The organism is Paenibacillus sp. ALE3, from assembly GCF_054113405.1.
This window is the reverse complement of sequence record NZ_CM134214.1, coordinates 4,196,083-4,213,825: the sequence shown is the minus strand read 5'-3', so window position 1 is coordinate 4,213,825 and position 17,743 is coordinate 4,196,083. Positions and strand designations below refer to the sequence as shown.

At 46.8% G+C, this 17,743-nt stretch carries 12 protein-coding genes; all 12 read left to right on the top strand.

Annotated features, from left to right (window positions below):
- Nucleotides 1-4 precede the first annotated feature (4 nt).
- Nucleotides 5-802, top strand: coding sequence for a TatD family hydrolase (locus ACXHJ2_RS18680; RefSeq protein ID WP_165082716.1), 798 nt, complete (start codon nucleotides 5-7; stop codon nucleotides 800-802).
- 456 nt (nucleotides 803-1,258) lie between these two features.
- Nucleotides 1,259-1,855: an ECF transporter S component gene (locus tag ACXHJ2_RS18675; RefSeq protein WP_040102053.1), complete on the top strand. Its 597-nt coding sequence runs from the start codon at nucleotides 1,259-1,261 to the stop codon at nucleotides 1,853-1,855.
- Nucleotides 1,855-3,339, top strand: coding sequence for an ABC transporter ATP-binding protein (locus ACXHJ2_RS18670; protein WP_165082714.1), 1,485 nt, complete (start codon nucleotides 1,855-1,857; stop codon nucleotides 3,337-3,339). The genes ACXHJ2_RS18675 and ACXHJ2_RS18670 overlap by 1 nt, the downstream gene beginning before the upstream one ends.
- Nucleotides 3,314-4,105, top strand: coding sequence for an energy-coupling factor transporter transmembrane component T family protein (locus ACXHJ2_RS18665; RefSeq protein WP_165082712.1), 792 nt, complete (start codon nucleotides 3,314-3,316; stop codon nucleotides 4,103-4,105). The genes ACXHJ2_RS18670 and ACXHJ2_RS18665 overlap by 26 nt, the downstream gene beginning before the upstream one ends.
- A 138-nt stretch (nucleotides 4,106-4,243) precedes the next feature.
- Nucleotides 4,244-4,969: a methionine ABC transporter ATP-binding protein gene (locus tag ACXHJ2_RS18660; protein WP_165082711.1), complete on the top strand. Its 726-nt coding sequence runs from the start codon at nucleotides 4,244-4,246 to the stop codon at nucleotides 4,967-4,969.
- Nucleotides 4,962-5,633: a methionine ABC transporter permease gene (locus tag ACXHJ2_RS18655; RefSeq protein ID WP_165082709.1), complete on the top strand. Its 672-nt coding sequence runs from the start codon at nucleotides 4,962-4,964 to the stop codon at nucleotides 5,631-5,633. The genes ACXHJ2_RS18660 and ACXHJ2_RS18655 overlap by 8 nt, the downstream gene beginning before the upstream one ends.
- A 299-nt stretch (nucleotides 5,634-5,932) precedes the next feature.
- Entirely contained in the window at nucleotides 5,933-6,790 is an 858-nt protein-coding gene (locus ACXHJ2_RS18650; RefSeq protein WP_064962525.1) for a MetQ/NlpA family ABC transporter substrate-binding protein, read from the top strand.
- Between the two features lie 346 nt (nucleotides 6,791-7,136).
- Nucleotides 7,137-7,556, top strand: a complete 420-nt coding sequence (locus tag ACXHJ2_RS18645; protein ID WP_025677418.1) for a hypothetical protein — start codon at nucleotides 7,137-7,139, stop codon at nucleotides 7,554-7,556.
- 15 nt (nucleotides 7,557-7,571) lie between these two features.
- Nucleotides 7,572-12,539: a DUF4132 domain-containing protein gene (locus ACXHJ2_RS18640; protein ID WP_165082707.1), complete on the top strand. Its 4,968-nt coding sequence runs from the start codon at nucleotides 7,572-7,574 to the stop codon at nucleotides 12,537-12,539.
- A 236-nt stretch (nucleotides 12,540-12,775) separates the two neighbouring features.
- The gene (locus ACXHJ2_RS18635; RefSeq protein WP_165082705.1) at nucleotides 12,776-13,270 is read left to right on the top strand and encodes a GNAT family N-acetyltransferase; all 495 of its coding nucleotides are present in this window, start codon (nucleotides 12,776-12,778) and stop codon (nucleotides 13,268-13,270) included.
- 192 nt (nucleotides 13,271-13,462) lie between these two features.
- Entirely contained in the window at nucleotides 13,463-14,446 is a 984-nt protein-coding gene (locus ACXHJ2_RS18630; protein WP_165082703.1) for a Gfo/Idh/MocA family protein, read from the top strand.
- A 494-nt stretch (nucleotides 14,447-14,940) separates the two neighbouring features.
- Nucleotides 14,941-17,670, top strand: a complete 2,730-nt coding sequence (locus tag ACXHJ2_RS18625) for a beta-glucosidase (RefSeq protein WP_165082701.1) — start codon at nucleotides 14,941-14,943, stop codon at nucleotides 17,668-17,670.
- The last annotated feature ends 73 nt before the right edge of the window (nucleotides 17,671-17,743 follow it).

Below are 17,743 nucleotides of genomic sequence, written 5' to 3'. Positions count from 1 at the left end.
TGAGATGGATAGGAGTACACCGTTGATTGATATTGGTGTGAACTTGATGCACCGTTCGTTTCATGCAGATCGGGAACAGGTGGTCGAGAGAGCAGCGGCTGTAGGGATTACACCGTTGATTATTACTGGAACCAGTGTTCGCAGTAGTCGAGAGGCTGCTCAGTATGCAGCGCGTTATCCTGGTCAGCTGTATGCTACAGCTGGCGTGCATCCCCATGATGCCAAAAATTGCAGCACAGATACGATTCAACAGCTCCGCCAACTCGCGGTTCAGCCGCAGGTCGTATCCATAGGAGAATGCGGGTTGGACTATAACCGTGATTTTTCTCCGCGTGATGTACAGCGCCGATGGTTTGGAGAGCAGATTCAACTGGCGGGTGAGCTACATATGCCGTTATTTCTGCATGAACGAGATGCGCATGAGGATTTTGTCGCTATGTTACGAGAGCATCAAGAGCTTGTCGATAAAGCGGTGGTGCATTGTTTTACTGGCACTGCTCAGGAATTGCATACGTATGTGGAAATGGGACTGTATATCGGTATCACAGGCTGGATCTGTGATGAGCGGCGCGGCAAGCATCTGCGTGAGTTGGTGAGGGATATTCCGCTCGACCGGTTGATGATTGAAACGGATGCTCCGTTTCTGACCCCGCGTAATCTGCCTGTGAAGCCCAAAGAAGGGCGTAATGAGCCGATGTATCTCGCTCACATCGCCGCTACGATTGCTGAGTGCACAGGCCGGAGCATGATGGAGATCGAAATCGCGACGACGGAAACAGCCAAACGTTTCTTCGGATTATAGGATTGTCAAAGCCATAGATGTGGTATATATTATAGTGAATTAAAAAGCATTGTCGGGAGCTTGAGATAGTCAGGCTGAGAGGGTGGCCCTTGCCGCCGACCGTGAAATCTGATCTGGGTAATGCCAGCGTAGAGAAACCTAGAACACTATACAAGAAACAGGATTATCGCCTATTGCGGCGGCTAGTCGATGGATTCGTTTCATATCATATATCAAGTTAACGAGCTGCGGGTCTGTAAAAAGTTGCAGACGGACAAGCGTGTCTTGTTTTGTACCTGACTTTGGCTTGGTTTCAGTGCAGTAGACTACTGTGCTATATGAGATATGTCGACAACTGATAATGTATGGTGATCATTTTATGACTGCGCATAAAGCTTGCCTGGAGATTCAGCTCCGGACAGGCTTTTTTTTATGGCCAGAAGGCCTATTTTAACGAAAAAGGGGAGCGTATCAACAATGAATACGAATGTAAAAGCGTCGAAAGGGTTGAAGCTGACTGATATTTTGGTCACGATTGTAATCTCCGTAGTGTTCGGGCTAGTCTACAAAATATGGGGACCTGCCTATGATTTAATGAAACCATTCGGTCTACACGCTGAGCAACTGATGTATGGGATGTGGTTTATGGCTGGCACGTTCGCTTATCTTATCATTCGCAAGCCGGGAGTTGCGATTTTGGCAGAAGTGGCCGCGGCAACAGTCAGTGCTTTTTTGGGAAGCGAATGGGGCATGTCCACTTTGTACTATGGTCTGCTGCAAGGCTTGGGAGCGGAGCTGTTCTTTGCGGCTTTTCTGTATCGGAACGCAAACCTGTGGGTCGCTTCACTAGCTGCGGCAGGGGCGGCTGTCACTTCTTTGATTTTAGACTTCAGCTATGGGTATATTGATCAGCTATCGACCTGGAACTATGTTTTGTATATTGGGTTTCGGATGATTGGCAGTATTGTGATTGCTGGGGTATTCGCTTTCTATCTGGCTAAGGCGCTGGAGGTAACCGGAGTTACGCGAAGTTTGAGACCGGCAACGGAACAAGATTATAAGGGGCTGGATTGATGAGCGCGGCCAACGAAGATGTGGTGGCTTCGATCACCCGTCTTCGTTTGAAATTTCCCGGTGAGCAAGAGCTGCTTTTCCACAATATGTCCTTATCTGTCCGCAAAGGGGAAAAGCTACTGCTGCTGGGTCCAAGCGGATGCGGCAAATCAACGCTGCTTCAGGTGCTGAGCGGCCTGATTCCACGCACGATAGAAGTGCCTATGAAATACGATGCTGCCGTGATCCCGAGTCTCTCTGGTATTGTATTTCAAGATCCTGACACGCAGTTTTGTATGTCGTATGTAGACGAGGAATTGGCTTTTGTGTTGGAAAATAAACAGGTTCCAAGGGAGCAGATGCCATCCCGTATTCGCGAGCTGCTAATGCAGGTTGGTCTATCGACGGATGATATACACTTGCCCATTGCCAGCATGTCACAGGGAATGAAACAGCGGCTGGCGATTGCATCTGTGCTGGCTATGGAGCCGGAAGTGCTTTTTCTGGATGAGCCGACAGCTTTGTTGGACGAGGAGGGCACTATACAGGTGTGGGATACCATTCGCAACATTTCGGCAGACCAGACGCTGGTGATCGTAGAGCATAAAATCAATGAAATTGTCCAGGATGTGGATCGGATTGTGGTGCTTTCTGATCAAGGAGAAATGATTGCGGACGGAAGGGCGGAAGACGTATTTCATGTGCATCGGCAGGCATTGTCCGAATATGGCGTGTGGTATCCGGGGATATGGGATGAATCGTCTTCGCCGCGTTGGAGAGAGTCTGTGACGCAGCAGAAAGATGGGGGGCATGCGGATAGTCCGTCCACCTCAGCACCTACAACGGATTTGCTGGAGCTAGAACATTTTAGCGGACTCCGGGGTTTGAACTCAGTCATTTATGTGGAGCAAGCACAGGTGAAGCCTGGCGACTGGATTGGCGTGGTCGGTGAAAACGGGGCTGGCAAAAGCTCGCTTCTGCTCTCTATGATGCGTTTACTTCACACGCAGGGTCGTTATTGCGTGTGCGGAGCTGAGGCAGGCAATACGGAGCAACTGGCAGAACGCATTGGGTTCGCGTTTCAAAATCCCGAGCTGCAATTTGTAGCGAACACCGTACGAAGGGAACTGGAATATTCGTTACCCAAGAGCCTGTTTACAGCTGAACAGTGTAGGGAACGAGTGGATCGAATGCTTTTACAGTTCGGACTGGAGCGGCTGGATGAACGCCATCCGTATCAGCTTTCGTTGGGTCAAAAAAGGCGGTTGAGTATTGCTACGGCTATGATCCGTGAGCCGGAAGTGCTGCTGCTGGACGAACCGACTTTTGGGCAGGATGCGCGTAATACCTTTGTCATGCTGGATATGTTGGAGCAGCTGAGAGCGGCAGGCACGGCCATTGTGATGGTTACGCATGACCCCGAAATTGTCCGTCGATATTGTACCGATGTATGGCGGATTCAGAAAGGGGAACTACAGTATGAACCTGTCCTTTCCTCATCATGAAACATGGCTGCATCGCGTAAACCCGGGCCTAAAGCTCGTGATGTTTTCCCTGCTGTTTGTGATCGTTATAGTCATCCATGATCCGAACGTTATGTTTAATGTTGCATGTGCTATGCTGCTGTTGCTTGTCTGGTCAGGCCATCCATGGAAGCGGCTGCTCCTGTACGGATCCCCCTTTATATTGGTGTTTATTTCAACCTCAACAGGCATGATGATGTTTGGCAAAGGAGTGACGACCTGGTGGACATGGGGTCTAATCCATATTACGCAGGAAAGCTTTTTCCGAGGCATGCATCTGGGCTTTCGTGCACTGAGTATGGCCGCGGCAGGGTTGCTGTTTGGTTTAACGACTCGTCCGGTGAGCCTTTTTTATTCACTGATGCAGCAATGGAAGCTCCCTCCCAAGTATGCATACAGCTTTTTGGCAGCTATGCGGTTGATGCCGATGATGCTGGAGGAATTTCAGGCTTTGAGACATGCCCACCGTATTCGAGGTTTACACCAGCATGTGTCCAAATGGAATATATACGCCACGCTCCGCAGGTACGCAATTCCGCTACTCGCTCAAAGTATCCGGCGTGCACAGCGCATTGCTATTGCCATGGAAGCGAAGGGTTTTGCTAATGAAACCAAGCGCACGTATTATTATGCGATCGGCTATTCGGCTGTAGATATTATATTTATTTTTTATTTTGTGGTGCTGCTGATGCTGGCTTGGGGACTTGGTACCTGCTTTCCTTATGTAGGGGTATGGGATGTACGTTAATTGTTGCAAAAGGCTTTGCCCGATTTCTGCTCTGTGGTATATTAATGCAATGGGAATTGACGGCTCGTACAGACCCGCCTGGGCTGGCGGGCTTATTACATTTTCCCGCAGTAATGGATCATCAGGAGGCCAAGTTTCATGATTACGCTGCATCAGGTAAACAAGCATTATACCACCTCAAGCGGCCCATTTCATGCGGTTCAATCCGTGTCCCTTCAAGTGGAGGAGGGGGAGATTCACGGTATCATAGGTGCCAGCGGTGCCGGCAAATCTACGTTGCTCCGGTTGATGAATGTATTGGAAAGACCGGATGAGGGAAACGTGGTTGTGAACGGGGAAGATCTGACTCGCATGCCGGAAAAACGTCTCCGTGAAGCTCGACGATCCATAGGAATTATTTTCCAACATTATCATCTTGTTCATAATCGGACGGTAAGTGGAAATGTAGCAATGCCGTTGGAACTGGCAGGTGTCGCGAAAAAAGAGAGAGCGGAACGCGTGCGCGAATGCCTGCAATTCGTCGGTTTAGCGGATAAGGCAGAACAGTATCCGGCACAACTGAGCGGAGGCCAAAAGCAACGTGTGGCGATTGCCAGAGCACTGGCGAATCGTCCTGCGGTGCTGCTTTGTGATGAGCCGACCTCGGCCCTTGATCCGCAGACGACTGCGGATATTCTAGGCGTGTTACGGGAGATCAACCGTGAACTGGGAGTTACCATTGTAATCGTCACGCATGATATGGACGTGGTACGCAACATTTGTACCCATGTATCAGAAATGCGGGATGGACAGCTGCTTTCAACGCAACGTGTAGCTGACGCTGCGGTAGGTTCAACAGCGAAAGCAGGTGAAGCTGATGAATGAAATGCTAAGCATCATTGCGCAATATCAGTCTGAGATATGGAAAGCCATCGGAGAGACGTTTATCATGGTGGGGATTTCTATCGCAGCAGCTGTACTGTTAGGGCTTCCGGCAGGAACGATTTTATATTTGTGTGGTAAAGGGCAAAAATATGAAAATCGACTGCTCTTCACCATACTGAACAGTCTGGTCAATGTTATCCGCTCGTTTCCGTTTTTGCTGCTCGTGGTGTTTATGATTCCATTTACACGTTTGGTGGTAGGCACGGCGCTGGGCACGATGGCAGCTACGGTTCCCTTGTCAGTGGTAGCCATCGCCTATTATTCGAGGCTGGTGGAACAATCGTTGCTTGAGGTGCCCAAGGGTGTGATTGAAGCCGCTACGTCTATGGGAGCATCCACCCTCCAGCTTATTTTTAAATTTCTGTACGTGGAAGCCCGTTCCGGGCTAGTACTGGGTTTGACCACGTCCACCATAAGCTTCATCTCCTACTCCACGGTGATGGGCATTGTGGGCGGCGGCGGGGTAGGCGATTTTGCCATTCGCTATGGTTACCAGCGGTTCGAAACAGGCTTGATGGCGTTCACCATCGTCGTCATGATTATTTTCGTGCAAACGATCCAGTTCACCGGAAGCACCATATCCCGCCGGATCGACAAGCGGTAAATGGTAGAGAATTAGTTTGATGCTACGAATCAATCATTTCACTACACTTGCACAACTCACTATGGGAAAGAGAAATGACTTTACAGTGCCTCAAAAGCGGAGCGGGCAGAATTGCTCTGGAGAAGCGTCAGCGTTCGCCTTTGAAATGGGATTCAAACCTATAAATTATTTTAGAAATCAGAGAGAATCCCATTTCAACAGCGATCGTAAGATCAAATCATTCGCGAAGCGGCTACGGCTCCTACTGTAACTCATATTTTATCTTCCCAATCACAACTAATTTGGAGGTTCATCATCGAATGAGTCGGAAAAACAACATGAAAACGAACTTGAAATTACTTACACTATTTGCAGTCGTTATGCTGCTGGTTGCCGGATGCGGTGGTCAAAAGCAGGCTACACAAGAAACAACAACTAAAGAAGCAGCTTCCCAAAAAGAAGTAACCTTGAAAGTAGCAACGCTAATCCCACCGATGACAGATGTGCTGGATATCGTGAAGCCACTGCTTAAACAGGACGGAGTCAATCTGGAAATCGTCGTGCTGTCAGACAATATCCAACCGAACAACGCATTGGCAAGCCGTGAAGTGGATGCTAACTTCTTTCAGCATGCACCGTTTATGCAACAATATAATGAAAGCAACAAATCTGATTTGGTAGCAGTAAAACCAATTTATAACGCCATTTATGGCGCGTACTCCAAAAAATACAAGAACGTTAAAGACCTGCCCGAAGGTGCGACGATTGCCATCGCCAATGACCCGGCCAATACGGGACGTTCTTTGGTAATGATGGAGCAAAACGGTTTGATCAAGCTTAAAGAAGGCGTAGGCTATAATGCTACACAGGCTGATATTATTGAGAATAAGAAAAAGTTTGTGTTTAGAGAAGTGGATTTGTTGATGCTGGCGCGGTCGCTGGATGATGTGGACATGGCTGCCATGTATCCCGCATATGCCAAGCCGCTCGGTCTGACACCGAAGAAGGACGCACTGATTACCGAAAAAGATGATACGCACTTTGCCATTAATTTGGTAGCGCGTAAGGATAATGCAGATTCTGATGCCATTCAAAAGCTGGCAAAACGAATGACCGGACCGGAAGTACGTAAATTTTTTGAGGACAATTACAAGGATAGCGTTGTTCCAGCATTTTAAATAAATAAGTATTGAAACATTATTTTTGATGATATTTGACCTGTATAATGGAGTGAAGTCTGTAAAGAGCAGATGGTCTCCCTTGTGCAGGTCTTTTTCTTTTTCATCCTTAATATGGATGAATTTCATCGAAAACAGGGTATAAAGTCTTATTTTTTAAGATTTGGGGTGTTACAACGTTGTGAATTTTGGTCATTAAGGGCGATAGAGTAATGATAAGGAACATATTAAAATAATTATACGAACAAACATTCGTCTTTCATTTTATTAATGATGTTTGTATGAGGGTCGAGAAATTCAGCTGACAACGGGTAAAAAGTGTGAATAAACAAGGAAGGGAAACGATATGAAGCTGTTTGTAACTGTAAAAAGTTTGGGAAAGCGCAAGCCCGCACTCGCACGACACGAAATAGAGCTGAACCCTACTCCAGAAACATTGCGAGATTTGATTACTGCAACCGTTGCCCTGAATGTTCAGAAACTACGGGAAAAGCAGGAGAGTGTCGCGCTGATTCCGTTCCTCACGGGAGAGGAAATTCAGGCACAAGGCGAGATAGGCAAAGTAGGATTTGGTTCCATATATAATGACGGTGTTCCTGATATTGAGGATGCCGTGAACACGGCGATGCAGGCCTTTGAAGATGGATTATACAGAGTTTTTGTATGTGATGAGGAAGCGATTGAACTGGATGCTCCTTTGTCACTTCATGCAGGGGATGAGATTGTATTTATACGCTTCACAATGTTGGCTGGAGGCCTATGGTAGAGGAGGAGACGAAATATGCATCAGGAGAACAATGAGCAAGAATATTTCGCCACACTGAAAGAGCGCGCAGCGCAACTGGGTGAACAACAACAGGAGTTGGCTCAGTATATTGTGGAACTGGGTAAGCTTCATTACATACAAGAGGTCGAGGAGTCATTTATCGAATGTCAGCGAATATTGAAAGAACGGGCGGTAGAAAGCGGAGAACGGCTGTTCAAGCCACTGGCAGAGGTACTGCGTGCTCTAATTGGACAAACAGCTGGCAATGTGTTCGCACATCTAACAGAACATGTGACTGAATATCCATACAGCACCGGATATGAGCGCAGACCGTTTCGCACTTCGGATATTACCGCTCATACTTCCCGAATTTATAAAAAAATGGTGCAGTTGATCCGAATGGACTGTATCGGATTCTCTATAATGGATTATTTAACGAAAAAAGACTATGAACCAGGCAGGGATTACCGAATTCAGGAGACGATTGGTGATTGGATTGCTTACGAGCTAGACAATGGCAATTCACAGGTGCTTGAGGCGCTAAAAGCTATTATTTATGGGGATAATCAGGCGGCGCTACTCACGCGCAATATGATTAAAGGCATGCTGCTGAGCCATCAAGAAGAGAATTATCACATGATTGGCGAGCTGCTGGCAGCGGCCAAGCTTCAGGAGGGATTGCGCCAAAGCATTGTGGAGCAAATGGATGAAGGAACTCCAGAGGCTCTCATTTATCTGTTAAAGGTGATCATCGACCAAGGCTTCATTCGTTACAGTTCGGTGGTGCGGGCGCTTGCAGTCTGGACGGGCATGGGCTTGGAATCCGCGAATCAGCGGGTCGTTCGCCAACTGATCGAGCAGGCATATGAAGCATTGACTCGCAGTGAATTGCGCCAGGAATGGCTGACCAGCTCAAATGCTAATGAACTGTATATGAGTTTGTGGGCTACAGCAGTACATGAGGAACGTGACTTGTATGGACAGGTTCGCCAACTTATGGAGCAGGGAGCAGCTTACCAGAAGATCGTAGCACAATATGTACTGTCTAATACTAAAAACAAGGATCTGCGCCTCGGAATTGCTAGAGAATATCTGGATGAGACGGATCCGGAGCTTCGCTATTGGATACTCACGAACTATACAACTGATTATTTTTATGAATGGGTAGAAGGCGGGACGGTCGCGGATCGAATCGTTAAAGTGGCGCGCACTCCTTTGTTGGAGAGCAAAGAGGAGCGTCGTAAGGATTTTGAACGACTTCATAACCTGTTTGTACATATGAAAAAGGGAGAGTCTACCGAGCCCTCCAAGGTACTGGATTATGTAAATCTGTATCACCGCTCGGATGCAGCTATTCAAAAAATGCTGTATCTCGCTGGTTATGATATGGACGCTTCCTGGATTGGGGAAATTATAGCCTTAAAGGATCAGATTAGCCCTAATCTGCGCGGCGAGATATTGAATCATTTTGTGCAGAATCCTGAGGATGCGGTACAGCGTGACTTTATTTTTTCCAGCTTGTCTGACAAAAGTATGAGTATCCGTGAGTTCGCTGTGGCTAAGGCGCGTAAGCTGACGCTGTCGGAACCAGAAATGCAGCAAATGGAAGCCTTATTAAAGCTCAAGACAGGCTCGTTGCGACAAAGTGTCATCGGTGTGTTGCTTTCACAATCAGAAGAGCCGCTAGCTGGCTCTTTGGAACGCTTGCTTCGTGCTAAGGCGGAACTGCAACGATTGGGTGGCCTGGAAATTTTGACGAAGATATATGCAGATCCTGATCGTGCCGAGCAGTATGAAAGCCTGCGGTCTTTGGCGGATATCATTCAGCAACCCACCGCCAAAGAGGAGCAACTGCTGTCCAAGTTGGGACAGGAGGATGCTTATACAGGGACAAACGGGTTTGGCCTGTACGATCCGAATGTCAAGGAAGCTTGGTTGGAAGAGAAAGTTGATCTGGGTGATTTCCGAATGGCCGATGTTTTTGTTAGCCCATTGGAGAAGCTCAAGCAGTTCTTGAATGGACTGGATGAACTGGTTCATCATCATCGTGATGTGGAATATACTGCGGAGTATTATTCAGGCTACAAAGATACATTGCTTATTGGGACGAACCTTCGCCCTCTACGGATGATTCAGGTCGATGAAGAAGTAGATTCTAGGCTGTCTTTATATCCTCTTTACGAGGAATGGGACCGTTATTTGCAGGAAAGCGGCATAGAAGCGCGTGATCTGCTGGAGCTTGTTTTTTATGATCGATTGGAGCCTATGGACCGAACGTTGGATCGTTACTATCGATATTTCTCATTTAACTTTGGCTACTCAGAACAAAGCAAGCACAAGCTGTTGGAAGGATGGCGTAAAGACTTCGCCGAGCAAATGTATCCTTTAGAGCGGATTAACGAGGTTCAAAAGTGGATGGCAGAGCTGACCTATACCGATCAGGTAAGCACATTAATTAATGCCTATTTTATGGACACAGCCGGAGCCGAGACATTTGACGTAATCGACCTTGCCTTAAATTCACTGATGCAGAGTATGCCTAAGGATAGACCTGCAGAGGATATGGGAATGTTTCATCTATTGTCCAGTCCGTGGGTGGCATTGGAGAAGGGACGAATTCATGATAGTGAGTCCTTTAAGCGCTTTTTCCATACCTTTGTGAACTACGCAGAATGGCCAGGAATGGAAAATCGTTTTTATTCTCCGCTGGATCTGGAGGATTACTTCAAAGCCTATGAAAAAGGGCTGATTGGTGTAGGTGAAGTGTATCGGGAGCTGTTGGCCAGTAGTGATAGCAGAAGCCATATGAGCACCTTAACCAATGCCCGTAATACATGGATTTCCAGCAAACCAGAATTTTTGGAGATACGTCGTACGGTTATTGATCGACTGCTGGAGGTTGAATTGGTTCGAGGCGACTTGCCTACCGAGGCCACACCAAAGGTGATGGGTCTGAGCCGGATTGAAGGCATGGATTATTTTATCCGTATTCTGGAGGGTCTCGACAAGGAAACGTTCGTGCGTGGTTATGTGTACGGCTACGGTGATCGTATTACCAAAAAGGAATCGTTCAGCCACTTACTCAAGGCGTGTTATCCAAGTGATGGCGAGGATGCTGCATTGCTCAAGGAAAAGCTGAAACACACTAAAATTACAGATAAACGCCTGCTGGAGGCGGCAATGTATGCCCCGCAATGGATTGAGATTGTAGCAGGTTATCTCGGATGGGAAGGACTTCGCAGTGCGGCATGGTACTTCCATGCGCATATCAATGAAGGCTTTTCGGCTGAGAAAGAAACGATTGTAGCTCATTACTCACCGATAGCTCCGCAGGATTTTAATGACGGTGCCTTCGATATTCACTGGTTTCATGAGGCCTATGAGACGCTGGGCGAGGAACGATTTGATCTGCTGTACGATTGTGCCAAGTATATTTCGGCTGGAGCCAATCATCGTCGCTCCCAGTTGTTTGCGGATGCAACGCTGGGTAAGCTGAAACGGAGTGAAATGGAAAAATCAGTGGAAGACAAGCGAAATAAAGACCATTTGTTGACCTACAGTCTGATTCCACTTGCAGAGCCGCCTGAATCAGATGTCCGCGAACGTTATGATTTTATCCAGAAGTTTCTGGAACAAAGCAAAAAATTCGGGGCACAGCGTAAGGCTAGTGAGGCACTGGTTTCACGGATTGCGCTCGGGAATTTGGCACGTAACGCAGGTTATGATGACCTAACCCGTCTCGTCTGGGACATGGAAGCTCGCAAGCTGGATGATCTCCGCTCTTATTTTGAGCCCCATGCCTTGGATGAAGCTACAACGATACAACTCGTCATTGATGATGAAGGAGCAGCAGATATTGAAATTGTCAGCAAAGGGAAGACGCTGAAATCCATTCCGGCTCGTTTCAAGAAGGATGAGTATGTTACGTCGTTGAAAGAGCTTAAAGGAGATCTGGTAGACCAATATCGCAGAGCTCGCAAAGAATTGGAGCGCTCTATGGAGTCGGGTACGACCTTTATGGTAAAGGAATTGAGAGGACTGCTAGGCAATCCTGTACTTGCTCCGCTGGTGCGGACACTGGTTTTCAAGGCTGGCGATCACCTTGGATATTTTAACGGGGATACGTTAGCGTTGACTGCTCCTTCTGCTGAACAGCATACTATTGGAGAAGAAGATAAGCTGATTATTGCACATCCACTTCATTTGTACGAAAGTGATCGTTGGAGTGAATTCCAGAAGGACCTATTCGACCGTCAGATACGCCAGCCATTTAAACAGGTGTTCCGTGAGTTGTATCTGCTAAATGCTGATGAACGTGCTAACGCGACAGTTTCCCGTCGGTATGCGGGACATCAGGTACAGCCGAATAAAACGGTATCTCTACTAAAAGGTCGCCACTGGACGGTCAGCTATGAGGACGGACTCCAAAAGGTGTTCTATGCCGAGAATCTGATTGCGAACCTGTATGCCATGGCCGATTGGTTCTCACCAGCGGACACTGAAGCTCCTACACTGGAGACCGTGCAGTTCTTTGATCGGACAACATATAAGAGCGTGCCTTTGGAGGAGGTTCCACCTGTTCTTTTCTCTGAAGTTATGCGGGACGTGGATCTGGTTGTCAGTGTTGCTCATGTAGGCGGCGTTGATCCAGAGGCTAGTCTGACGACCGTTGAAATGCGTAAGGTCATTGTACAGGAATCTCTTCGTCTGCTGAAAATTAGCAATGTACGCTTAGATGGGAATTATGCGCGTATAGATGGGAATCTTGGCGAGTATGCGGTCCACCTCGGAAGCGGTGGGGTCTACAAGCAAGCGAAGGGAGCACTGCACATTATTCCGGTGCATTCGCAGCATCGTGGGCGCATCTTCTTACCATTTCTGGATGAGGATCCAAGAACAGCCGAGATTATATCCAAAATAGCGTTGCTGGCTGAGGATCAGAAGATCAAGGATCCGCAAATTCTTGCACAGCTTCAAGCGTAGGATAGATATTGTAATATAGAGAAAAATAGAGAAAATCATAATTAACTCAACGTTCGCACTTAGACATGGGTTTCAATCGACTAAACAGGTGGAAGCTCAGTTTAGCTGCGGAGGTTGAGTTATTTAATACAAGGTACGAATCAAGCACGAATAAGGAGATATACATAAAAGGTTGTCTCTGTATTTTGGCGGGAAGCTTATGACATCACAATTGACGATAATAGGAGAATACAGCGATGGTAAATAGCATCCTTTTAAAAGAGTACGCAACTGAGTATCAATCGCAAGTTGTCGATTTAATTTTACATATTCAACAAAACGAATATCATATCGCCATCACTAAAGAAGATCAGCCTGATCTGCTTGATATTGAAAACTTCTATCAGCATGGCAACGGAAACTTCTGGGTGGCTCTTCGTGAAGGAATTGTAGTAGGGACGGTTGCCTTGCTAGATATCGGAAACCATAAGATGGCGCTCAGAAAAATGTTTGTCAAACAAAACTATAGAGGCAAAGCCTTTAATGTTTCGAATCAATTACTACAGCATGCCATAGAATGGGCCAAGAAACGGTCTGTTGAAGGAATCTATCTTGGAACAACACCGCAATTCGTTGCAGCTCATCGATTTTATGAGAAGAATGGATTTGTTAGTATTGCTCCTGATGAATTGCCAATGGGCTTTCCAATTATGAAAGTGGATACAAAGTTTTACAAATACACCATTCAATAAATGGCCTAACCAAGACGATCCTGAAGAAATTCCTGCTCAAACTTGACTTCGTGTTCGCCTCGCCGTCTTTCTGCGAAGCCGTAACACAAACTGTTGCCGAACAGGAATTTCTTTTGTTTAGGGCAGGGGTTTGCTAGAATGAAGAAGATCGTGTAAGTCTACGTTAACTATACAACTGGGAGGGATACAAGTATGAGCAAAAAGATAAAATGGGGAATTGTCGGTACGGGATGGATCTCAGATCAGTTTGTTGCTGATTTGCAGCATGTTACGAATGGAGAAGGATACGCCGTTGGATCACGCAATATTGAAAGCGCTACCGAATTTGCAACCAAGCATCACATAGCACAGGCATACGGTAGCTATGAGGAATTAGTGCAAGATTCCGAAGTCGATGCGATTTACATTGGAACCCCTCATCCTTTTCATAAAGAGAACGTTCTAGCGGCTCTTCGAGCGGGCAAAGCCGTCTTGTGTGAGAAACCCTTCACCGTCAACAGCAAAGAGCTGGAGGAACTAATCAGCTATGCGCGTGATCATAAGCTATTCCTGATGGAAGCAATGTGGACACGTTTTTTGCCACCGATTCGCCAAGTGCGGGAGTGGATACATGAGGGACGTATTGGTGAAGTGAAGTTGGTGAAGGCGGAATTCGGTTTTCGTATAGACTGGAACCCAGAGGGAAGATTATTGAATCCCGAGCTGGGCGGAGGCGCATTATTAGATGCAGGAATTTACCCCGTTTCTTTTGCTTCGATGATCTTTGGCCCCGAGCCAGAGCATGTATGGAGTACCGCCCATATCGGGGAAACGGGCGTTGATGAGACATTTTCGATCATGCTGGATTATGGAAAAGGACGCACGGCTATGCTTAACGGGGCGGTTCGTCTCGGGCTGACGAATGAGGCTTATATCCATGGAACCAAGGGCTATATCCATATTCCGTCATTCTTGAATAGTACATCGGCTACTTTAGTTGTGGACGGTGAAGAGGCACAGAAATTTCAGGATGACCGCTCCTCTACAGGCTATGCCTTTGAAGCAGAAGAAGTCGGGCGCTGCTTGAACGAAGGTTTACTCGAAAGTTCTACTATTTCTTTGGATGAATCATTAGGAATTATGAAATTGATGGATCAAATTCGTTCACAGTGGGGGCTCCGTTATCCATTTGAATAATCACATTGAATCCACATTGCCTCCAGGGACCTTTCAGGTCTCTGTTTTTTATTATCCTTTCTTTTTTATACATAAGTATTTCCAATTTCCTAAAATAGAGGCTTTGGTCGCACGCTAAAAAAGATCATAGATGCATGTCAAAGCGTGGGACATATGAATCATTTTTTAGGATTATAAATAGTTAAAAAACAGTCATTAAAAAGTTACAAAAGTGTAATCTTATAATCAGTTAACTGAATTGTTAGCGCTCTCTTTATATGAGAAAGAATGAAGGTCCTAGTATTCTTCTTCCAAAAACTTTCAATGAAATTTCCGAAAATGTGCGGTAGGGTGGTAAACGTGTCACTTGAGCCATTGCGGCTTTTGCTGACTTGCTTGCTTACCCCGTGGCTCTGGATTCTTGTTGGAGCTCGCAGGGTCGAGAGTCTTTGCAAGCCTGTGAGCGTTGAATAGGTATTCACCTCATGACCAAACATCAAGGAGGAATTACAAACGTGAAAGTAAAATCAACATGGTTGTTCCGTATGGTGATGATGACAGTCATTGCGGCTGTTGTGATCGGACCTATGCATATTGCAGGAGCGGCAGGAAGCCGGACAGATCGGCCTTGGATGAACACATCCCTGTCGGCTGAAAAACGGGCAGCATTGCTGTTACAAGAAATGACGCTGGAAGAAAAAATAGATCTGGTGACTGGTAAGGTCAACAATTATTATGGATTTTATAATAATCCGATGGAACGGTTGGGCATTCCGGCGTTAAAGATGGCAGATGGACCTGCGGGTGTTCGGATCGCCAATCCTGAAGTGCAGGACAAGCAATCAACTGCGTTGCCGGCCCCTATTGCATTGGCTGCAACGTGGGATACCCAGGCTGCCAAACAGTATGGAGATTTGATTGGAGACGAGGCTTTTAATACGACTCATAATGTGGTGCTTGGACCGGGGATGGATATTGCCCGTATTCCATGGGGATCGAGGAACTTTGAATCTATGGGCGAGGACCCGCTACTGCAATCGCAAATGGCGACCGCTTATGTCAAAGGTGTGCAAAGCCACCCTGTCTTGGCGACTGCAAAACATTACCTTATGAATAATCAGGAGACGGAGCGTTTCACGACAAATGTCAAAGTCAGTGACCGTGCGCTACATGAAATTTACATACGCCCGTTTCAGGAGGCTATTGCCAAGGCAGACTTGGGCGGAGCTATGTGCTCCTTTAACAAGGTCAATGGCGAATCGGCATGTGAGAACAAGACCATCATGACAGACCTTTTGAAAAAGGAAATGCAATTCAAAGGCTTCGTGATGAGTGATTATGGCGCAAATCTGAGTACAGTCGAATCGGCAAATAGCGGTTTGGACCTGGAAACACCCGGAACACCTTATGGTAAATGGGGAGACCAGCTGCTGGATGCTGTCAAGAATGGCAAGGTAAGTGAACAAACGATTGATGATAAGGCTAAGCGCATTCTGGTGCAAATGTTCAGTAAAGGTTTGTTTGATCACCCGGCTCAAAATAATCAAATTGATGCCCGTGACCATGGTAAAACAGCCCGTCAATTGGCTGAGGAAAGTATGGTACTGCTTCAGAATAAAAACAACGTATTACCGTTATCTCAAGATAAACTCAAATCCATTGCTGTGATTGGTCCAGATGCAGATAGCGGCACAGTGGCAGGCGGAGGCAGTTCGTTGGTAAACCCGACGTACACGGTGAGTCCGCTGGAAGGCATTCGTAATCGTGTAGGCAAAGGAGTTACCGTCAAGTATGCACCGGGCACGGACCCTATTTCTGCGGGAGACATTATGCCAGGTCCATCAGCTGTTCCGTCTTCGTTGCTGACCACATCCGATCAGAAAGAGAATGTCAGTGTTGGATATGCGACTTATGGCGATGCTGAGCAGGGACTGCGAGGCGAATACTGGACGAATAACAAGATGGAAGGCAATCCGATTCTTGTGCGCAATGATGATCAAGTCAATATGAATCTTGGCTTTTATAATTATCAGGGCTTCAATGCTAAGTCCCCTAAAGTTCCTAATACCCCAACAACACTAAATGGTTTGATATCTGCACGCTGGACAGGGGCCATTGCAGCTCCCAAGGATGGTGACTATGCATTGTCATTAACCAGTTTGGGGTCAAGCAAGCTGTATCTTGATGACAAGCTATTTGTAGATAATCAAGGTACGAAGCTGGGAACAACGAAGAAAAACATCTCGCTCAAAGCGGGGGAAAAGCATAAGATACGAATTGAATATCGTGCCGATTATCCAACGAATGGTCGCGATTCTGGTGGTATGGTTCGTCTGGGCTGGGAGCCTCCGGCAGATACGACAGACAAGCTGATTGACAATGCTGTAAAGCTGGCTAAAAAATCGGATGTTGCGATTGTGGTCACACGTACGTATGAGAGTGAAGGCTATGTGGAGCGTTCCGATATGGAGCTGCCGAACAATCAGGATCGGCTGATCCGTGCGGTTGCCGCTGCCAACCCGAAAACCATTGTGGTACAAATGAGCGGCAGAGCTGTGCAAATGGACACCTGGCAGGACAAAGTTCCAGCGATCGTACAGGCATGGTTTGCTGGTCAAGAGCAAGGGAATGCCATAGCGCGCGTCTTGTTTGGGGATGTGAATCCTTCTGGCAAGCTGCCAGTAACCTTCCCGGTTAACGAGCAGTCTACACCTGTATCCTCACCGGAGAAATTTCCGGGTGTCAATGGAGTCGGTGACTATTCAGACGGTATTTTTGTAGGCTACCGTGGATATGAAAAATTGGGTATTCAACCTGCATTTTCCTTTGGACACGGTTTATCCTATACAACTTTCGGATACAGTGATTTGAAGGTAAAACAGCATGCGAGTGGAAAGAAATCCGATCGTACAAGTTCTGTCGAGGTTTCGCTTAAATTAAAAAACACTGGCAAAACAGCCGGAGCTGAGGTTGTGCAGGTATACAGCGGTAAGCTTCCGACCAATGTAGAGACTCCATCACGTCAATTGGCAGGTTGGGCCAAGGTAGAGTTAAAGCCGGGCCAAGAGAAGAAGGTTCGCATTGAGCTCGACCCGAAAGCTCTCTCTTATTGGGATGAAAAATCCAAAGCATGGGTTATGCCATCTGGTGAAGTTCCGATTTATGTAGGCAGCTCCTCTCAAGATACAAGACTGACAGGAAGTGTTACGATTCCGGCAGCCTCTACAGAAAAGGCAAAAAAGTAATCCCGTTATATTCCTTTTAAAGTGGTTAAATTTCAAGAGAGCACGGGCACTAGCACCGGCTCTCTTTTTGCTA

Excerpts from the sequence above, each read along its gene's own strand:
- ACXHJ2_RS18680 (WP_165082716.1), top strand. The coding sequence starts at position 5 with ATGGATAGGAGTACACCGTTGATTGATATTGGTGTGAACTTGATGCAC.
- ACXHJ2_RS18675 (WP_040102053.1), top strand. The coding sequence starts at position 1,259 with ATGAATACGAATGTAAAAGCGTCGAAAGGGTTGAAGCTGACTGATATT.
- ACXHJ2_RS18670 (WP_165082714.1), top strand. The coding sequence starts at position 1,855 with ATGAGCGCGGCCAACGAAGATGTGGTGGCTTCGATCACCCGTCTTCGT.
- ACXHJ2_RS18665 (WP_165082712.1), top strand. The coding sequence starts at position 3,314 with ATGAACCTGTCCTTTCCTCATCATGAAACATGGCTGCATCGCGTAAAC.
- ACXHJ2_RS18660 (WP_165082711.1), top strand. The coding sequence starts at position 4,244 with ATGATTACGCTGCATCAGGTAAACAAGCATTATACCACCTCAAGCGGC.
- ACXHJ2_RS18655 (WP_165082709.1), top strand. The coding sequence starts at position 4,962 with ATGAATGAAATGCTAAGCATCATTGCGCAATATCAGTCTGAGATATGG.
- ACXHJ2_RS18650 (WP_064962525.1), top strand. The coding sequence starts at position 5,933 with ATGAGTCGGAAAAACAACATGAAAACGAACTTGAAATTACTTACACTA.
- ACXHJ2_RS18645 (WP_025677418.1), top strand. The coding sequence starts at position 7,137 with ATGAAGCTGTTTGTAACTGTAAAAAGTTTGGGAAAGCGCAAGCCCGCA.
- ACXHJ2_RS18640 (WP_165082707.1), top strand. The coding sequence starts at position 7,572 with ATGCATCAGGAGAACAATGAGCAAGAATATTTCGCCACACTGAAAGAG.
- ACXHJ2_RS18635 (WP_165082705.1), top strand. The coding sequence starts at position 12,776 with ATGGTAAATAGCATCCTTTTAAAAGAGTACGCAACTGAGTATCAATCG.
- ACXHJ2_RS18630 (WP_165082703.1), top strand. The coding sequence starts at position 13,463 with ATGAGCAAAAAGATAAAATGGGGAATTGTCGGTACGGGATGGATCTCA.